This is a genomic window from Streptacidiphilus jiangxiensis, assembly GCF_900109465.1.
GTDB lineage: Bacteria > Actinomycetota > Actinomycetes > Streptomycetales > Streptomycetaceae > Streptacidiphilus > Streptacidiphilus jiangxiensis.
On sequence record NZ_FOAZ01000013.1, the window covers coordinates 13,168 to 26,572 of the forward strand.

Consider the following 13,405-nt stretch of genomic DNA (forward strand, 5'->3'; position numbering starts at 1 on the left):
AGAAGCCTCACGGTAGGTCTCCGGGATGCGGCCGGGCGTGAGTAGTCGGTACTCACAGTTGCCGGTGAAGTAGCAATTACTCACGCGTGGGCGGATGCGTCCCGCTACTTTTCTCCCGGCAGTTCCTTACTACGCGCCCGGAGGCGCTCGTGAATGTCAGAAAGACCGGACGGCTGCTGGCGGTCGGCGCTTCGGCGACGGCGCTGGCCCTCGGTTTCACCGGAAGCGCCTGGGCGGGCGGCGTCCTGCCGAACGGCACCGCGGTCCAGTCGACGGTGGCCCAGGGGTACAACTACGCCACGTCGTACGCCTACTGGTCGGTGTCCGCGGTCCAGCCGGCCGCGGGCGCGAACGACGGACTCACCCTGCTGAACGCCGGCGGCGGCCTCGCCGGCAGCAGCAACGTGGGCGCGGACCGGACCAACTTCGTCGCCGTGGACTCCAACGCCGGCACCAGCCCGTTCGGCACCTGGTACCCGCAGGTCGTCCAGCACACCGCCGGTTCCTACTGGGTCGAGGCCCAGTACGGCGCGAAGATCACCACCATCCCGACGCCCACCCACCACGGGACGACCGGAGCCGGCGACCCGGACATCGCCTTCTCCGTGCTGAACGGCAGTCAGGTGGCGACCGTCTCCGACATCTACCTGACGGCGGGCGAGTCGTTCTGGGCGTCGTCGCCCACCGCGGCGCAGCAGTTGTACCTGCTGGAGGCGACGCCGGGCCAGGCGTCGACGTACGTGCAGGGCCGCAGCGCGGCCGCCGCGGGGCAGAGCACCAAGGTCGTCGACAACTGCACTCTCTACACGGCCAAGCAGACCGGGTGGCACGCGCTGCTGCTGGTCGGGGACTCCCCGCTGACCGGCAGCTCTCAGGCGGGTATCGCGATCGGGATCCACCAGTACGACCCGACCCAGCCGACGTACTGCCCGATGGCGGACTTCCCCGGTCCCACCCCCTGATGCTTCAGCGCCCGTCCCGGGCCGCCCCGTTCGTTCAGGGCGCGGCCCGGTCCGGGCGCCACCGCCGGGGGCGGGTGCTCAGCAGACGCAGGAGATCGTCAGCGTGATGCTGGGCGGCGGGGGCGGCGAGTTGAGGTAGGGGCCGATCCAGGCGATGACGCCCGGCTGGCCGTCCGTGTCCCGCCACGTCCAGCGCTGGTTCGGGCCGAGCGGGGTGCCGTCGCCGTTGGTGATGGTGACGTTGTCGGCCGGGTGCAGCCCCTGGGGGCACAGGGCGGTGACGCCGCTCGGGGAGCCGGTGGCGGCCACCGTCTCGGGCAGGTTGTCGGCCTGGGCGGGTCCGGCCAGGGTGGCCGCCAGCGCCACCGCCGCCAGGCCCGCGCCGACGAGTCGTCCGGGGAGCATGGATGTCCTCTCGCTCGACGATCCCTCGGATGGGGACCGCGCGGGCACATCCGTAACCCCGAGCGGGCATGCACACACCAAAGGCCGAAGGCTCCACTCGTTTGCGGCAGTGGACCGTCAGCGCCTTCCGGGACGGGACCCTGACGGACCCAAAGGGGTGAGCGGATCTCCAGGGTGACGCCACCGGTCCGCACCGGCACCCCGCAGGTGCGGCAGACCCAGGCCGCGTCGAGGGGGTGGTCCTGGTGGTCCGCAGGGTGGTGCTGCTGCACCACCGGCGGCTCGGCCGAGAGCTAGCGGTCCCCCCATGCGAGCAGCGACTGAACGAGTGGGACGAGGTCCCGCCCGGCTTCCGTCAGGTGGTACTCGTAGCGCGGGGGCCGCTCGCTGTGTCGAAGCGATGGTTGCGGTAGAGCAGTTCACGCACGGCGAGCAGGGCCCACTTCTCGCCGACGATGTGGAGGGCCTCGGCGACGGAGCAGGGGCGGCCGGGCAGGGGCGCGGCGCCGGCCTTGGAGTCGGGACTCGTCGGGGTCACCGCACCAGCCCCCCATAGAGGGTTGCGTATTCAAACTCACTACCGCTAGCGTTTCGCGCCATGGACTCAGTAGGAATATCAAACCTAGTCGCGGAGCCGCCCACCCGGTCCGCGCCGCATCGCCGCGCGGCGTTCCTGGTCGTCGCGGCCGCGGTCTTCGTCGCCAACCTCGACCTGTTCATCGTCAACGTCGCGCTCCCGGCGATGCAGCAGCACTTCCAGGGCAGCAGCCTGGCCACGCTGTCCTGGGTGCTCAACGCCTACGCGATCGTCTTCGCCTCGCTCCTGGTCGTCGCCGGACGGCTGGCGGACCGGGTGGGGCACCGGACCGTGTTCCTCGCCGGGCTGGCGGTCTTCACGGCCGCCTCCGCGCTCTGCGCCCTCGCTCCGGCGGTAGGCCTGCTCGACGGCGCCCGCGTGCTCCAGGCCGTCGGGGCGGCCGCGATGATGCCCACCTCGCTGGCTCTCCTGCTCGACTCCACTCCCCCGGCCGAGCGCCCCGGCGCCATCCGGTCCTGGGCCTCCATCGGCGGGATCGCCGCCGGCCTCGGCCCCGTCCTCGGCGGACTGCTGGTCGAGGCCGACTGGCGCTGGGTCTTCGTCGTCAACGTGCCGGTCGGCGTCCTCGCCCTCGCCGCCGGCGCCCGCGTGCTGCCCCGGCCGCTCGCCAAGGAGGCCGGGCCGCTACCCGACCTCCTCGGGGCCTTGCTGCTCACCGCCGCCATCGGCGCCCTCGCGGTGGCGCTCGTCAAGGGCGACGAGTGGGGCTGGACCTCGGCCCGGGTGCTCGGCGGGCTGCTCGCCTCGGCGCTGTTGACCGCCTGGTTCCTGCGCCGTTCGGCGCACCATCCGGCGCCCGTCGTCGAACTCCCGTTGCTGCGGGTGCCCGCCTTCGCCGCGGCCAACACCGCCGCGCTGCTCTTCACCGTCGCCTTCGCCGGAATGCTGCTGACCTCGGTGCTCTGGTGCCAACACGCCTGGGGCTACTCGGCGCTGCGCACCGGGCTGGCCATCGCCCCCGGGCCCTTGCTGGTCCCGCCCGTGGCGCTGGGCAGCGCCGCGCTGGTCCGCAGGCTCGGCGCCGGACGCCTGGCGGCACTCGGCACCCTGCTGTTCGCGGGAGGCGTCGGCTGGTGGTCGGCCACCGTCGGGCTCCAACCCCACTACGCCACCGAGCTCCTGCCTGGCATGCTGTTCACCGGCCTGGGCGTCGGCCTGGTCCTCCCGACGCTGATCGGCGCCGCCGCGGCCTCGCTGCCCCCGACCCGCTTCGCCACCGGCTCCGCCGTGACCACGATGGCCCGTCAGATCGGCGCGGTCCTCGGTGTCGCCGTGACGGTCAGCCTGCTCGGCACCCCGGGCGGGCCGCAGACCGCCCTGGACGCCTTCCGCCGTGGCTGGGCGGCGGTGATCACGGCGGTCCTGCTGGCCGGCGCGGCCTCCCTCGCCCTCGCAGCCACCCGCCGCACGCAGCGGATAATGGTCGCGACCGGCGAGCCGGCCGCGCCTGCTGCCGCGGCGGCGCCGATCGACTGAGCAGGCGATCGAGAAGGGGAGAGAACGGATGACCCTGGAGGAAGGCCGACGCGTCCGGCTGACGCAGGACCTGGCGATCGGTGAGGCGGTCGCGGACGAGCCCGGGGCCGTCGTCGGGTTCCTCTCGCTGGGCGCGGGGATCGAGGGCACCGTGGAGCGGGTGGACGGGGAACTCCCGGAGAGCGAGGAGGTCCGCGAGTACCAGCGGCTCAAGGCGCTGTTCGACAGCTACGGGCACACCATGCCGACTGCGAGCCGGGAGCGTCTGGGGGCGGAGATCGCCGCGCTGGAGCCGGTGTGGACCGCGCACGAGGCGCGAGGTGCCCGGGTCACGGTCCGGGTCCGGCTGGACAACGGCTTCGTCCTCGACGGGGCCCATCAGGACGTCCTCGCCCCCCTGTGACGGGCCGGGCCGATCCGGGATGACGCCCCCGACGCCCGACCGGCGGGCGTATCTTCGACGCCATGGGCTTGCTCGACTCCTGGACCGAGGCCGACCACACAGCCGACGGCGTCACGCATCCGACGTACCGCAAGGGCAGCGGCCCGGCGGTGATCGTCATCCATGAGATCCCGGGGATCACCCCCGCCGTCGTCGGCTTCGCCGAGGAGGTGGTGGCGCGGGGCTTCACCGTCGTGCTGCCGTCCCTGTTCGGTCGGGACGGGGCCCCGGCCACCACGGGCGAGCTGCTGCGCAGCATCGCACGCGTCTGTGTCAGCAGTGAGTTCACCATGTTCACCCTCGGGCGGACGACTCCGGTGGCGCCATGGCTCCGCTCCCTGGCCCGCGAGCTGCACGCCGAGCTCGGTGGGCCCGGACTGGGAGCCATCGGCATGTGCTTCACCGGCGGCTTCGCACTGGCGATGCTCGCCGACGCACCCGTCGCCGCCCCGGTCCTCGCCCAGCCGGCCTCACCCGCCCCGCTGGGCCGCGCGCGACGAGCCGACCTCGGCCTGAGCCCCGACGACCACGCGGCGGTGCGGGCCAAGGTCGCGGCCGGCTGCCAGGTGCTGGGCCTGCGCTACGCACAGGATCCGGCCGTCGGCACCCGCTTCGAGACCCTGCGGCGCGAGCTGGGCGAGAACTTCATCGCCGTGGAGTTCCCCGGCCGCAAGCACTCGACGCTGACCGAGCACCGGCAGCAGGAGGGCGTGGACCGGGTGCTGTCCTTCCTCGACGAGAAGCTGCGCGTCCCCGAAGGCCCGTCGAACACGTAGCGTGAAGGTCGTCCGCACCGCGGTGGCGACGGGCCGCGACGCGCGGCGCCGTGGGGCCTCGCGATGCCCACGGCTGCTCACCTCCGCCGGCGAGATCGCGGCTCCCTTCGGGTGAAACTCCGGCACCACCACGGGGCGAAGGTCACCGGAACGGCCGACGAGCCGGACGGACGACACTTGCATTCGTGTACGTTCTGAGTCGCCCGTCCCGCACGACTCCGGCACCCGGAGGAGCATTCGTGCATTCTCCCCGTCTCCTCATCCGGCGCCCAGGACCTGTGCGAAGAGCCGGTGTTGATCGGCATTCAGCGGCCGAGCGACCAGCCGGGACTCACCGTGGGCGACGTGATCCGAAGAACGTACAAGGAGAACAGCATGACCACGATGGACCTGGACAACCCCGACACGGTCGACGTCACCCTGATGATGGTCGGCGACTCCATCAGCCACGGCTCGACGGGTGACTTCACCTGGCGCTACCGCTTCTGGAAGCACCTGCGCACCCAGGGCATCGAGGTCGATTTCCTCGGCCCGAAGAAGACGCTCGACACCGTCGCGACCGGGCAGATGGGCGACGAGGACTTCGAGTACGCCGACCCGGAGTTCGACCGGGACCACGCGTGCCAGTGGGGTCTGACCTACGCCAACGCGCAGAAGGAGATCGGGGATCTGGTCTCCAGCTACCGCCCGGACTACCTGCTCGTGCTGCTCGGCATCAACGACATCGTGTGGAACGACGTGAAGCCGGACGAGTTCGAGGCCAATCTGCGGGCCTTCATCGACCACACGCGTGCCGCGCGGCCCGATTCCAACATGATCATCGGCACGGTCCTGGACACCAACCGCGCTCACGACGAAGTCGACTTCAGCCGACGGGTCTTCCAGTGCAACGAGGTCATCCGCAACGTCTGCGCGGAGCTGTCCACCGAGGAGAGCCCGATCGCGGTCGCGGACAGCTGCCGCGAGTTCTTCGCTCCGGACCACACGTGGGACGGCGTGCATCCCAACGGTCGCGGCGAACTGCGCATCGCCGCCGCCTTCGCGGACATGCTGGCGCTGCGCTTCGGCCTGGGACAGCCGTACGCGCGACCGCTGCCGCACGTGGAGGACATCAACGCCGAGTTCAAGCGCAACGCGAAGGCGGAGATGCACTTCGAGGCACCGATGGGCGGACTCTACCGGGCCACCCCCAACTGACCGCGCGAGAGGCCGTCCGCGCATGTCACTGTGGTTGCTCAACCATCTCAGCACCCTCACCCTCGCTCTCGTCACCGTCGGCGGGACCGTTCTCCTGGCCGTCGTCGGCAGTGTGCTGCTGCGCCGGCGGCACCCGTCGCTGGCGCAGGGCGAGCACAACGACATGGTCGGCGTGACGCTGGGGATGTTCGGTGCCATCTACGGGATCATCCTGGCCTTCGTGATCGTCACGTTGTGGACGAATCTGGCCCAGGCCCAGACCGTGGTCGCCACCGAGGCCACCGACGCAGCGCTGATCACCCGTGACGCGGCCGCGTTCCCGCCACCGGTACGGGCAGGGCTCGACTCCGCGGTCAGCGGCTACGTCCATGCAGTCGTCCTGAACCAGTGGCCCAGGATGCGTTCGGGGCAGGCCAGTTACGGCGCCACGGAGACGAATCTGCAGAGCGCCTACCAGGTACTGCAGGCGTACGAGCCGAAGAGCCAGCAGGAGCAGGTCTTCTACCAGCAGACGGTCAACCACCTCGACGACGTGGCCGCCCAGCGGCGCGCCCGCATCACCATGGCCGGGCAGGAACTGCCCTGGCTGCTGCAGGCGTTGGCCTTCGGCGGGGCCTTCGTGCTGATCCCGCTCACCTTCCTGTACGGCACGCGCAGACTGCGGGTCCAGGTGTTGTTCGTCGCCTCCGTCGCCGGACTGATCGGGTTCAGCCTGCTGCTGATCGTCGTCATGGACCGCCCGTTCTCCGGCGACCTCAGCGTCAGTCCCGCGCCTTTCCAGCAAGGAGCCCTGACCCAGTACTGGCACGCAGCAAGCGCCTTGCGCTAGCCGGTGGGCGCCGGCTCGCGCCCACCACCGCCCGGCAGGCGACCACGATGCGTTCGGCGTCGACGTCGGTCAGTGCGGCGTGGAGCGAGAGCCGGACCATGGAGCGCCGTCGCACCGTCGCAGGCGGACAGAAGACCGAACCGAAGATCCCCTCGCGCTCCAGGTCGTCCCGGAGTCGCATGACCTCGCGCTCGCCGCCCGCTTCGATGGAGACGATCTGGCTGCGCGAATCCCGAAGATTCAGCCCGGTGTCGATCAGCCCGCCCCGGACCAGGGCGGCCACCTGGTGCAACCGGTCACGACGCCACTGCTCCGCGCGCACCACGTCCAGGGCCGCGGCCAGACCGGCCACGTCGTGGGGCAGCAGCGTGGAACTGAAGATCGCAGGATAGGAGGACATTTTGAAGTAACGGGCGAACCGGGGCTCGCCTGCGGCGATGATTCCGGCGCGCCCGGCGAACGCCTTGGAAAGGCTGGCCGTGATGAAATGAACATTTTCGGAGATTCCGAGCTCCGCGACCATTCCTGCGCCGCGCGGGCCGTGCGTCCCCAGAGAATGGGATTCGTCCACGACCAGGACGCAGTCGGCGGCGCGGGAGCTCGCGGCGATCTCCGCCAGCGGGCTGACACTGCCGTCGGTGCTGTAGACCGAGTCGACCAGCACCACTCCGCGGCCGTGCCGGGCGACGAGGCGGGCCAGGTGTCCGGGGTCGTTGTGCCGGAACGGGTGCACCGTCGCCCCTGCGGAGCGGGCGCCCGCCCACAGTGACATGTGGGCGAGCACGTCCACGTAGACGGGGGTGTCCGGACCCGCGATCGTCTGGAGCAGTCCGGCATTGGCCGCCCAACCGGACTGGCACAGTACGCCGGTGGGGTAGCCGAGGTGGGCCGCGAGGCGCTGCTCGAGCAGCGCCTGGGGATCTCCGTCGGCAAGGAACACCCCGGACATGAGAGTGGCGCTGCCGCGGGAGGCAAGGGCTCGGGTCATCGCGCAGGTGATCCGGCGGTCGTGCGCCAGCGCGAGGTAGTCGTTGTTCGTCACGCAGACAGAACCCGGCCCGGGGATCGACCCCTCGAAGATCCATCGGCCGTCCCACGCACCCTGCACCCTGGCTGCGTAGAAGTGGTCGATGCGTTCACGGAATCCGGCCGGCAGGCGCGGGGGACGATTCATGTCTTCCTGTCGTCAACGGGCGGATGGGAGCTTCACTCCTGACACGAACGGAATATAGGCGGCCGGCCGCCGGAATTCTCCTAGCGTTTTCCGTGCCGCGCCGAACCGGCCGGAGGAAATAGACCCTGAGGTGGATGGCCATGATCACGGTTGACGGAGTCCTGGACCGCAAGCTCGACCGCGTCTACACGATGCTCGACTCCGACGGGGACGGCGGGCTCGTCGAGACCGACGTCACGGCGCTGGCGGACAACCTGGGCGCCGCCTTCGGGCTCCCCGCCGACTCCCCCAAGGTCCGGGCCCTGCGCGCCTCCCTCGCCGAACTCTGGAACGCGGACGTCCGGTTCATGGACAGCGACGGCAACGGCGTGGTGGACCGACAGGAGTTCATCGCCGGCATGCGCCGCTCGGCCGCCGACGACCGGGAGGCCTACCTCGATCGGCTGGACGTGATGGTCGAAGCATGGATGGGCATCTGCGACGCCGACGACAACGGCCTCATCGACCAGCACGAGTTCGTCACCATGTACACCCGCACCCTGGGCGCTTCTCCCACCGACCTCGTCCTCGCCTTCTCCGAGCTCGACCTCGACGGCAACGGCACCCTCGACCGCGAGGAGATCCGCAAGGCCACCGAGGAGTACTACACCAGCGACGACCCGCAGGCGCCGGGCAACTGGCTCTTCGGCCCCTTCTAGGTCTTCTCGGCCCCGCGCGCGCCCCCTGGGGACGGGGCGAGATTCTTTGAGAATGTCAACCATGTATGCTCTGCAGTTCATGAGGTTCAACAGCACCGTCGACCACCGGTCGGCCCTCGCCGCCGAGACCGCCCGGTTCGTCGCCGTCGTGGAGCGCGCCGACCTGTCCACCCCCGTCCCGACCTGTCCCGACTGGACGCTGAGCGACCTGGTCCGGCATGCCGGCAGCGTCCAGCGCTGGTTCGCCGTGCTGCTGCGCGGACGCATCCAGCAACCGCCGACCAGCCGTGACGTCGAGCTCAAGCTCCCCGAAGAGGCCGCCGGCTACCCGCAGTGGCTGGCCGACAGCCTCGCCGAGGCCACCGGCGCCATCGAGGCGGGGAATCTCGACGAACCGATGTGGGCCTGGGGCATCGACCAGCACGCCCGCTTCTGGGTGCGGCGCATGCTCTTCGAGACCCTCGTGCACCGGGCCGATGCCGAACTCGCCCTGGGCCTGCCCGTCGAGATCGAGCCGGCGTTGGCCCTGGACGGCGTGGACGAGTTCCTGGTCAACCTGCCGAACGCCTTCTTCTTCGCGCCGAGGACCTCCGAACTGCGCGCCGAGAACCGCACCATCCGGTTCAGCTGCCCCGACGGCAGCCGACTGGTCCGGCTCCGCCCCGACGGCTTCGGCCTCGAACCGGACACCGACGCCCCGGCCGACGCCGCCGTCCGCGCCGCCACCGCGGCCGACCTGCTGCTGCTCCTCTACGGCCGTCGCGACCGCAGCACCGCCGCCTTCGAGCTCTCCGGGGACCACGGCCTGCTCGACCACTGGTTCACCCACTCGCAGTTCTGAGGGTGGGCGCAACCTGCCGAGCAGGTTTGGAGAAGCAGGCCGTCCCAGGGGCGCCCTACGGTGAAACCGCTGCCGGAGACACCGGCGGCGGAACCTTCTGGAGCGTTTTCCATGGCTGACAACTTCACCGCGATCATCTACCCCACCAAGAACCTGGAGCAGGCGAAGGCCCTGTTCACGACACTGATCGGCGAGCCGCCGGCCCAGGACACGCCGTACTACGTCGGGTGGACCGTCGACGGACAGAACATCGGCCTGAACCCGCACGGCTTCGAGCAGGGCATGACCGGCCCGATCCCGTACGTGGACGTCGACGACATCAAGGCGCGCTTCGACGCCCTGGTCTCGGCGGGGGCCGCCGTGCTCCAGGAGCCCACCGACGTGGGCGGCGGTGCGCAGATCGCCACGGTCAAGGACGCCGACGGCAACACCATCGGTCTGCGGAGCGCGCCCGCCGCCTGAGCCCCGGCGGCACAGGCCACCCCTGCTGCCTCAGGCGTTCGGCACGTCGAAGGGCTCGTCGTGCCAGCGCCAGCCGGCGGTGCCGTCGTCGTGGATGTGGAGCAGGAACTCCGGGACCGGGTCGCCGTCGGGGAAGGTCATGGTGAGCGCGGCGCGGATCGCGAGCTGGCACTCGTCGACGCGCTCCCAGTCGTCCGTGTCGGCGGCGCGTTCCTGGTCCGCGAAGAGCGGGGCGAACTCCTCGAAGCCGGGGAAGGCCTCGACGCTCGCGTACATCCAGGGCCAATCAGCGTCGATCACCCGCAGGTTGGCGAGCTCCTGCTCGCCGCGGTGCAGCCGCCAGACGCTGCCGGTGGTGGTCGGACGGGAGGCGGTCATGCTCCCTCGGCAAAGAGCTTGTTGACGGCGGCGCGGAGCTGCAGCCAGGTGGGATCCGTCGCATCGGCCTCGGTCACCGTCGAGAGGTCGTCGGCGATCCAGGTACGGATGCCGTCGGTGAGGACGAGGTCGGAGTCCAGGTCGGCGTCGGCGGGGAGTTCCGAGGTGCCGGCCAGGAACGCGCCGACTGCGGCCTCGGCGAGCTCGCGGCTGTCCGGGGTGTCCGCCGTCGTCGGCGCGGGGTCGTCGAGCACGGAGAGCAGGAACAGCAGGCCGCCGTCGGTGGCGGTGAGGAGTTCGCCGGTCGCCGTCACCGCGAGCGCGGTCAGGCGGGAGTCGACCGGAACGTTGTGCTCGGTGGTTTCGCGGGTTTCGACGTCCACTGCGAGCAGGGAGCCGTCGGGCGTCGCGATCCACAGGACGCCAGGGCGGGCCGCGAAGGCCAGGTTCTGCCTCGACCAGGACTCCATCTGGCTCTGATCGCCCAGGGGCGTGAACAGGACGCGGCGCAGCGAGGGGAACTCGAAGACCTCCACGTAGTTGCCGTACGCGTTGCCACGGATCGCGAAGTGGCGTCCGTCCGCGCTGAAGACGGGGGCCTCGTAGCCGTCGCAGTCCAGGATCAGCGCCTGCCGCAGCGGCCGCATCGCGGCAGGCGCGGCGCCCTCGTCGGCCTGGGCGCGGCCCTCGGCTCGGGCCTCGGCTCGGGCGAAGAGGCAGTGAGTGGCCCCCTGGTCGCTGACCAGGGTGGCCACGAGCCCGCCGCCGGGATGCGTTGCGACCCCGGTGTCCCACCCGGGCCCGGCGCCGACAACCCCCGAGCCGAGATCGATCACGTCCGAGCTCTCCCAGTCCTCGCCCTCCTCGTCCGCCGACGGCGAGGCCCACAGGGCCCGCCCGTCTGGGCTGAACGCCAGAGACCGGTAGGAGGACCCGCCGTCCGCGGCGGACACTCCGTCAGGAGTCCACTGCCGCAGCCCCTCCGCCGTTGCCACGACCAGCAGCGGCCGCTGCGGATGCCACGCCGCAGCCGGCGTCAGCTGCATCCGGTCCCACCCGAAGACGTCCCCGTACTCCTCCTCCTCGGCCCCCACGACCCCGAGCTCCCGCAGCTGCCCCCCGCCGCAGTCCCAGACACGGACCGCCGGCCGCTCGGAGTCCCAACAGGCCACCAGCGGCAGCCGCGGATGACTCACCAGCCGCTCCACCGCACGCCCGTCCCCGACAGATGTCCGTGCCACTACCTTGAGATCAGTCACACCGGCACGGTAGCCAGCGGCACTGACAGCACGGCGATCACGGCCTCACCCCGCCTCCTGAGCGACCGCCAGATGATGCACGACCAGCGACGACTGCGGCGACGCGGAACCGCATCCGGGGCGGAGAGCGTCGTCAGGACGGTTCGTGGCGCGGGTCTACCAGGGGATGGTCCCGTTGTCGTCGAAGAAGGACCCGCTCGGGCCGCCGTCCGGCAGGGTGGCGAGCCGGATCGCGGTGGCCGCGCCCTGCTCGGGGGTGCGGGGCCCGTGGAAGCCCGTGAAGTCGGTCGCGACCAGGCCGGGGCAGGCGGCGTTGATCAGGATGCCCGTGCCGGCGAGCCGGCGGGCGTACTGCACGGTGACGGCGTTGAGGTACGTCTTGGACGGCGCGTAGGCCGCCATGACCGGGCCGATGTCGATGTTCGGGTCCGCCTGCAGGGTCAGGGAACCCACCGAGCTGGAGATGTTGACGACACGCGGCGACGCGGAGCGCCGCAGCAGCGGCAGCATCGCGTTGGTCACCTGGATGACGCCGAGCACGTTGGTCTCCACCACCGCCCGGACCACGTCGAGGTCGAGAGTCGTCGGATCCTGGTCCCACCCCGGCCCCATCTCCCCGGGGACACCGGCGTTGTTGACCAGGACGTCGAGGCGCCCGGCCTCGGACTCGACCAGTTCGGCAGCCTCGGCGACGCTGCTTCGGCTCGTCACGTCCAGCGCCACGCCGAACGCGTCGACCCCGGCGGCGCGCAGCTTCCCGACGGCGTCCTCGCGCCGGGCCTCGTCACGGGCTCCCACGCCCACGCGGTGTCCTCGGGCGCCGAGGCCGGCCGCGATCGCGTACCCAATTCCCTTGTTCGCGCCGGTCACCAGCGCGATCCTCGCTTCGTTCATGTCGACGATGCTCGCCCCCGGCCGAGGAGAGCGTCCAACACCGAAGCGGTATTCTGTGATACCCGCCAGGTATCAGCCCGGGGAGGGGACGGCATGGACACCTTGGAGACGCGCGAGCTCAGGTACTTCGTGGCCGTCGCCGAGGAGCTGCACTTCGGCCGCGCCGCCGAACGCCTGGGCATGGCCCAGCCGCCGCTGTCCAGAGCCGTCCAGCAGCTCGAGAGACGCCTCGGGGTCTCTCTGCTGGAACGCGACCGCCGCGGCGTGCGCCTGACCGGCGCCGGTCAGGTGCTGCTGCACGAGGGCCGCACGGCCCTCGACGCGACCGCCGCCGCGGCTCGACGCACCCGCCGCTTCGGCAGCGCAGACCATCCGGACGGGCCCCGAGAACGCCTGGTCATCGGCGTGAAGGCCGCCGCATCCCACGATCTGTTGCAACGGCTGCTCGACGCCTACGCCGCCGAGCCCGACGCCGCCGAGATCGAGGTGCTGGCCGGCGGTTTCAACGAGCAGGAGCAGATGCTGCGCGACGGTCGCGCCGATGTCGCTCTCCTCATCGTGCCGTTCAACTCCCTGGCGGGGTTCGACAGCGAGGAGTTGCTGACCGAAGGGCGGATCGCCGTCCTGCCCGCACGGCACCCGCTCGCGGCGCGCAAGGTTCTGTCCATGGCCGACATCAGCGACGTCCCCGATCTCCCGATCGCCCGCTGGCCACGGCATGGCAGCTACGAACCCGGTCCAGGCCCGGAAGTCCGCGACCACACGCAGCTGGCCCAGCTGATCGCCCTTGGACGCACCGTGGCCGTCGTCCCGGAATCAGCCCGCACCTGGCTGTGGCACGAGCACGCCGCCGTGCCACTGAGCGACGCGCCTCCCGTCTCCACCCACATCGCCTGGCCCGCGCACAGCCGCTCGCTCGCCCTCGCCGGCCTGATCCGCACCGCGACGCGGCTGATTGCGGACCCCGCGCCGACGCACTGAACCGCCGGACCGGACAGGGCTGGCGCCAGGAAC

At 71.1% G+C, this 13,405-nt stretch carries 17 protein-coding genes; 10 read left to right on the forward strand and 7 right to left on the reverse strand.

The genetic code is table 11. From position 1 onward, the window contains the following. Positions 1–149: 149 nt before the first annotated feature. Positions 150–962 (forward strand): hypothetical protein, encoded by an 813-nt coding sequence (locus BMY61_RS23770; RefSeq protein WP_042444049.1) that lies wholly within the window; start codon positions 150–152, stop codon positions 960–962. Positions 963–1,040: 78 nt separating this feature from the next. On the opposite strand, the gene BMY61_RS47840 is transcribed toward BMY61_RS23770, so the two are convergent. From BMY61_RS47840 to BMY61_RS47850, 3 genes are all read right to left on the reverse strand, one after another. Further along, positions 1,041–1,367 (reverse strand): hypothetical protein, encoded by a 327-nt coding sequence (locus tag BMY61_RS47840; RefSeq protein WP_042444051.1) that lies wholly within the window; start codon positions 1,365–1,367, stop codon positions 1,041–1,043. 293 nt (positions 1,368–1,660) lie between these two features. Further along, positions 1,661–1,726 carry a hypothetical protein gene (locus BMY61_RS47845; protein ID WP_075004052.1) on the reverse strand — a complete coding sequence of 22 codons (66 nt, stop codon included), beginning with the start codon at positions 1,724–1,726 and terminating at the stop codon, positions 1,661–1,663. Beyond that, entirely contained in the window at positions 1,723–1,905 is a 183-nt protein-coding gene (locus BMY61_RS47850; RefSeq protein ID WP_052438441.1) for a winged helix-turn-helix transcriptional regulator, read from the reverse strand. Before BMY61_RS47850 ends, BMY61_RS47845 begins: the two co-directional genes overlap by 4 nt. 60 nt (positions 1,906–1,965) lie before the next feature. On the opposite strand from BMY61_RS47850, the gene BMY61_RS23790 reads away from it, so the two are divergent. The 5 genes from BMY61_RS23790 (at position 1,966) to BMY61_RS23810 (ending at position 6,685) form a co-directional block, all read left to right on the forward strand. Beyond that, the gene (locus BMY61_RS23790; protein ID WP_063773202.1) at positions 1,966–3,441 is read left to right on the forward strand and encodes an MFS transporter; all 1,476 of its coding nucleotides are present in this window, start codon (positions 1,966–1,968) and stop codon (positions 3,439–3,441) included. A 28-nt stretch (positions 3,442–3,469) separates the two neighbouring features. After that, entirely contained in the window at positions 3,470–3,844 is a 375-nt protein-coding gene (locus BMY61_RS23795) for a hypothetical protein (protein ID WP_042444053.1), read from the forward strand. Between the two features lie 62 nt (positions 3,845–3,906). Then, entirely contained in the window at positions 3,907–4,659 is a 753-nt protein-coding gene (locus tag BMY61_RS23800) for a dienelactone hydrolase family protein (RefSeq protein ID WP_042444057.1), read from the forward strand. A gap of 375 nt (positions 4,660–5,034) precedes the next feature. Next, positions 5,035–5,856 (forward strand): GDSL-type esterase/lipase family protein, encoded by an 822-nt coding sequence (locus BMY61_RS23805; protein ID WP_143094486.1) that lies wholly within the window; start codon positions 5,035–5,037, stop codon positions 5,854–5,856. A 22-nt stretch (positions 5,857–5,878) separates the two neighbouring features. Continuing rightward, on the forward strand, positions 5,879–6,685 hold the full coding sequence (locus BMY61_RS23810; protein ID WP_042444058.1) for a bestrophin-like domain: 807 nt from the start codon (positions 5,879–5,881) through the stop codon (positions 6,683–6,685). On the opposite strand, the gene cqsA is transcribed toward BMY61_RS23810, so the two are convergent. After that, positions 6,618–7,859, reverse strand: a complete 1,242-nt coding sequence (cqsA, locus tag BMY61_RS23815; protein ID WP_042444060.1) for an alpha-hydroxyketone-type quorum-sensing autoinducer synthase — start codon at positions 7,857–7,859, stop codon at positions 6,618–6,620. The genes BMY61_RS23810 and cqsA overlap by 68 nt on opposite strands. Positions 7,860–7,999: 140 nt before the next feature. Between cqsA and BMY61_RS23820 the strand changes: the two genes are divergently transcribed. The 3 genes from BMY61_RS23820 to BMY61_RS23830 all read left to right on the forward strand — a co-directional run bounded on the left by BMY61_RS23820 (position 8,000) and on the right by BMY61_RS23830 (position 9,860). Next, on the forward strand, positions 8,000–8,557 hold the full coding sequence (locus BMY61_RS23820) for an EF-hand domain-containing protein (protein ID WP_042444358.1): 558 nt from the start codon (positions 8,000–8,002) through the stop codon (positions 8,555–8,557). 61 nt (positions 8,558–8,618) lie between these two features. Beyond that, positions 8,619–9,398 carry a maleylpyruvate isomerase family mycothiol-dependent enzyme gene (locus BMY61_RS23825; RefSeq protein WP_236655906.1) on the forward strand — a complete coding sequence of 260 codons (780 nt, stop codon included), beginning with the start codon at positions 8,619–8,621 and terminating at the stop codon, positions 9,396–9,398. Between the two features lie 111 nt (positions 9,399–9,509). Continuing rightward, positions 9,510–9,860 carry a VOC family protein gene (locus BMY61_RS23830; protein WP_042444064.1) on the forward strand — a complete coding sequence of 117 codons (351 nt, stop codon included), beginning with the start codon at positions 9,510–9,512 and terminating at the stop codon, positions 9,858–9,860. 30 nt (positions 9,861–9,890) lie between these two features. Here BMY61_RS23830 and BMY61_RS23835 read toward each other — a convergent pair whose 3' ends face one another. The 3 genes from BMY61_RS23835 to BMY61_RS23845 form a co-directional block, all read right to left on the reverse strand. After that, positions 9,891–10,238 (reverse strand): hypothetical protein, encoded by a 348-nt coding sequence (locus BMY61_RS23835; protein WP_042444066.1) that lies wholly within the window; start codon positions 10,236–10,238, stop codon positions 9,891–9,893. Continuing rightward, positions 10,235–11,434 (reverse strand): hypothetical protein, encoded by a 1,200-nt coding sequence (locus BMY61_RS23840; RefSeq protein WP_236655907.1) that lies wholly within the window; start codon positions 11,432–11,434, stop codon positions 10,235–10,237. The genes BMY61_RS23835 and BMY61_RS23840 overlap by 4 nt, the downstream gene beginning before the upstream one ends. A 219-nt stretch (positions 11,435–11,653) precedes the next feature. Further along, positions 11,654–12,391 carry an SDR family oxidoreductase gene (locus BMY61_RS23845; RefSeq protein ID WP_042444068.1) on the reverse strand — a complete coding sequence of 246 codons (738 nt, stop codon included), beginning with the start codon at positions 12,389–12,391 and terminating at the stop codon, positions 11,654–11,656. A gap of 93 nt (positions 12,392–12,484) precedes the next feature. Here BMY61_RS23845 and BMY61_RS23850 point away from each other — a divergent pair, with 93 nt between their 5' ends. After that, positions 12,485–13,372: a LysR family transcriptional regulator gene (locus BMY61_RS23850; protein WP_042444070.1), complete on the forward strand. Its 888-nt coding sequence runs from the start codon at positions 12,485–12,487 to the stop codon at positions 13,370–13,372. Positions 13,373–13,405: the final 33 nt, after the last annotated feature.

Excerpts from the sequence above, each read along its gene's own strand:
- BMY61_RS47840 (WP_042444051.1), bottom strand. The coding sequence starts at position 1,367 with ATGCTCCCCGGACGACTCGTCGGCGCGGGCCTGGCGGCGGTGGCGCTG.
- BMY61_RS23790 (WP_063773202.1), top strand. The coding sequence starts at position 1,966 with ATGGACTCAGTAGGAATATCAAACCTAGTCGCGGAGCCGCCCACCCGG.
- BMY61_RS23795 (WP_042444053.1), top strand. The coding sequence starts at position 3,470 with ATGACCCTGGAGGAAGGCCGACGCGTCCGGCTGACGCAGGACCTGGCG.
- BMY61_RS23800 (WP_042444057.1), top strand. The coding sequence starts at position 3,907 with ATGGGCTTGCTCGACTCCTGGACCGAGGCCGACCACACAGCCGACGGC.
- BMY61_RS23805 (WP_143094486.1), top strand. The coding sequence starts at position 5,035 with ATGACCACGATGGACCTGGACAACCCCGACACGGTCGACGTCACCCTG.
- BMY61_RS23810 (WP_042444058.1), top strand. The coding sequence starts at position 5,879 with ATGTCACTGTGGTTGCTCAACCATCTCAGCACCCTCACCCTCGCTCTC.
- cqsA (WP_042444060.1), bottom strand. The coding sequence starts at position 7,859 with ATGAATCGTCCCCCGCGCCTGCCGGCCGGATTCCGTGAACGCATCGAC.
- BMY61_RS23820 (WP_042444358.1), top strand. The coding sequence starts at position 8,000 with ATGATCACGGTTGACGGAGTCCTGGACCGCAAGCTCGACCGCGTCTAC.
- BMY61_RS23825 (WP_236655906.1), top strand. The coding sequence starts at position 8,619 with ATGTATGCTCTGCAGTTCATGAGGTTCAACAGCACCGTCGACCACCGG.
- BMY61_RS23830 (WP_042444064.1), top strand. The coding sequence starts at position 9,510 with ATGGCTGACAACTTCACCGCGATCATCTACCCCACCAAGAACCTGGAG.
- BMY61_RS23835 (WP_042444066.1), bottom strand. The coding sequence starts at position 10,238 with ATGACCGCCTCCCGTCCGACCACCACCGGCAGCGTCTGGCGGCTGCAC.
- BMY61_RS23845 (WP_042444068.1), bottom strand. The coding sequence starts at position 12,391 with ATGAACGAAGCGAGGATCGCGCTGGTGACCGGCGCGAACAAGGGAATT.
- BMY61_RS23850 (WP_042444070.1), top strand. The coding sequence starts at position 12,485 with ATGGACACCTTGGAGACGCGCGAGCTCAGGTACTTCGTGGCCGTCGCC.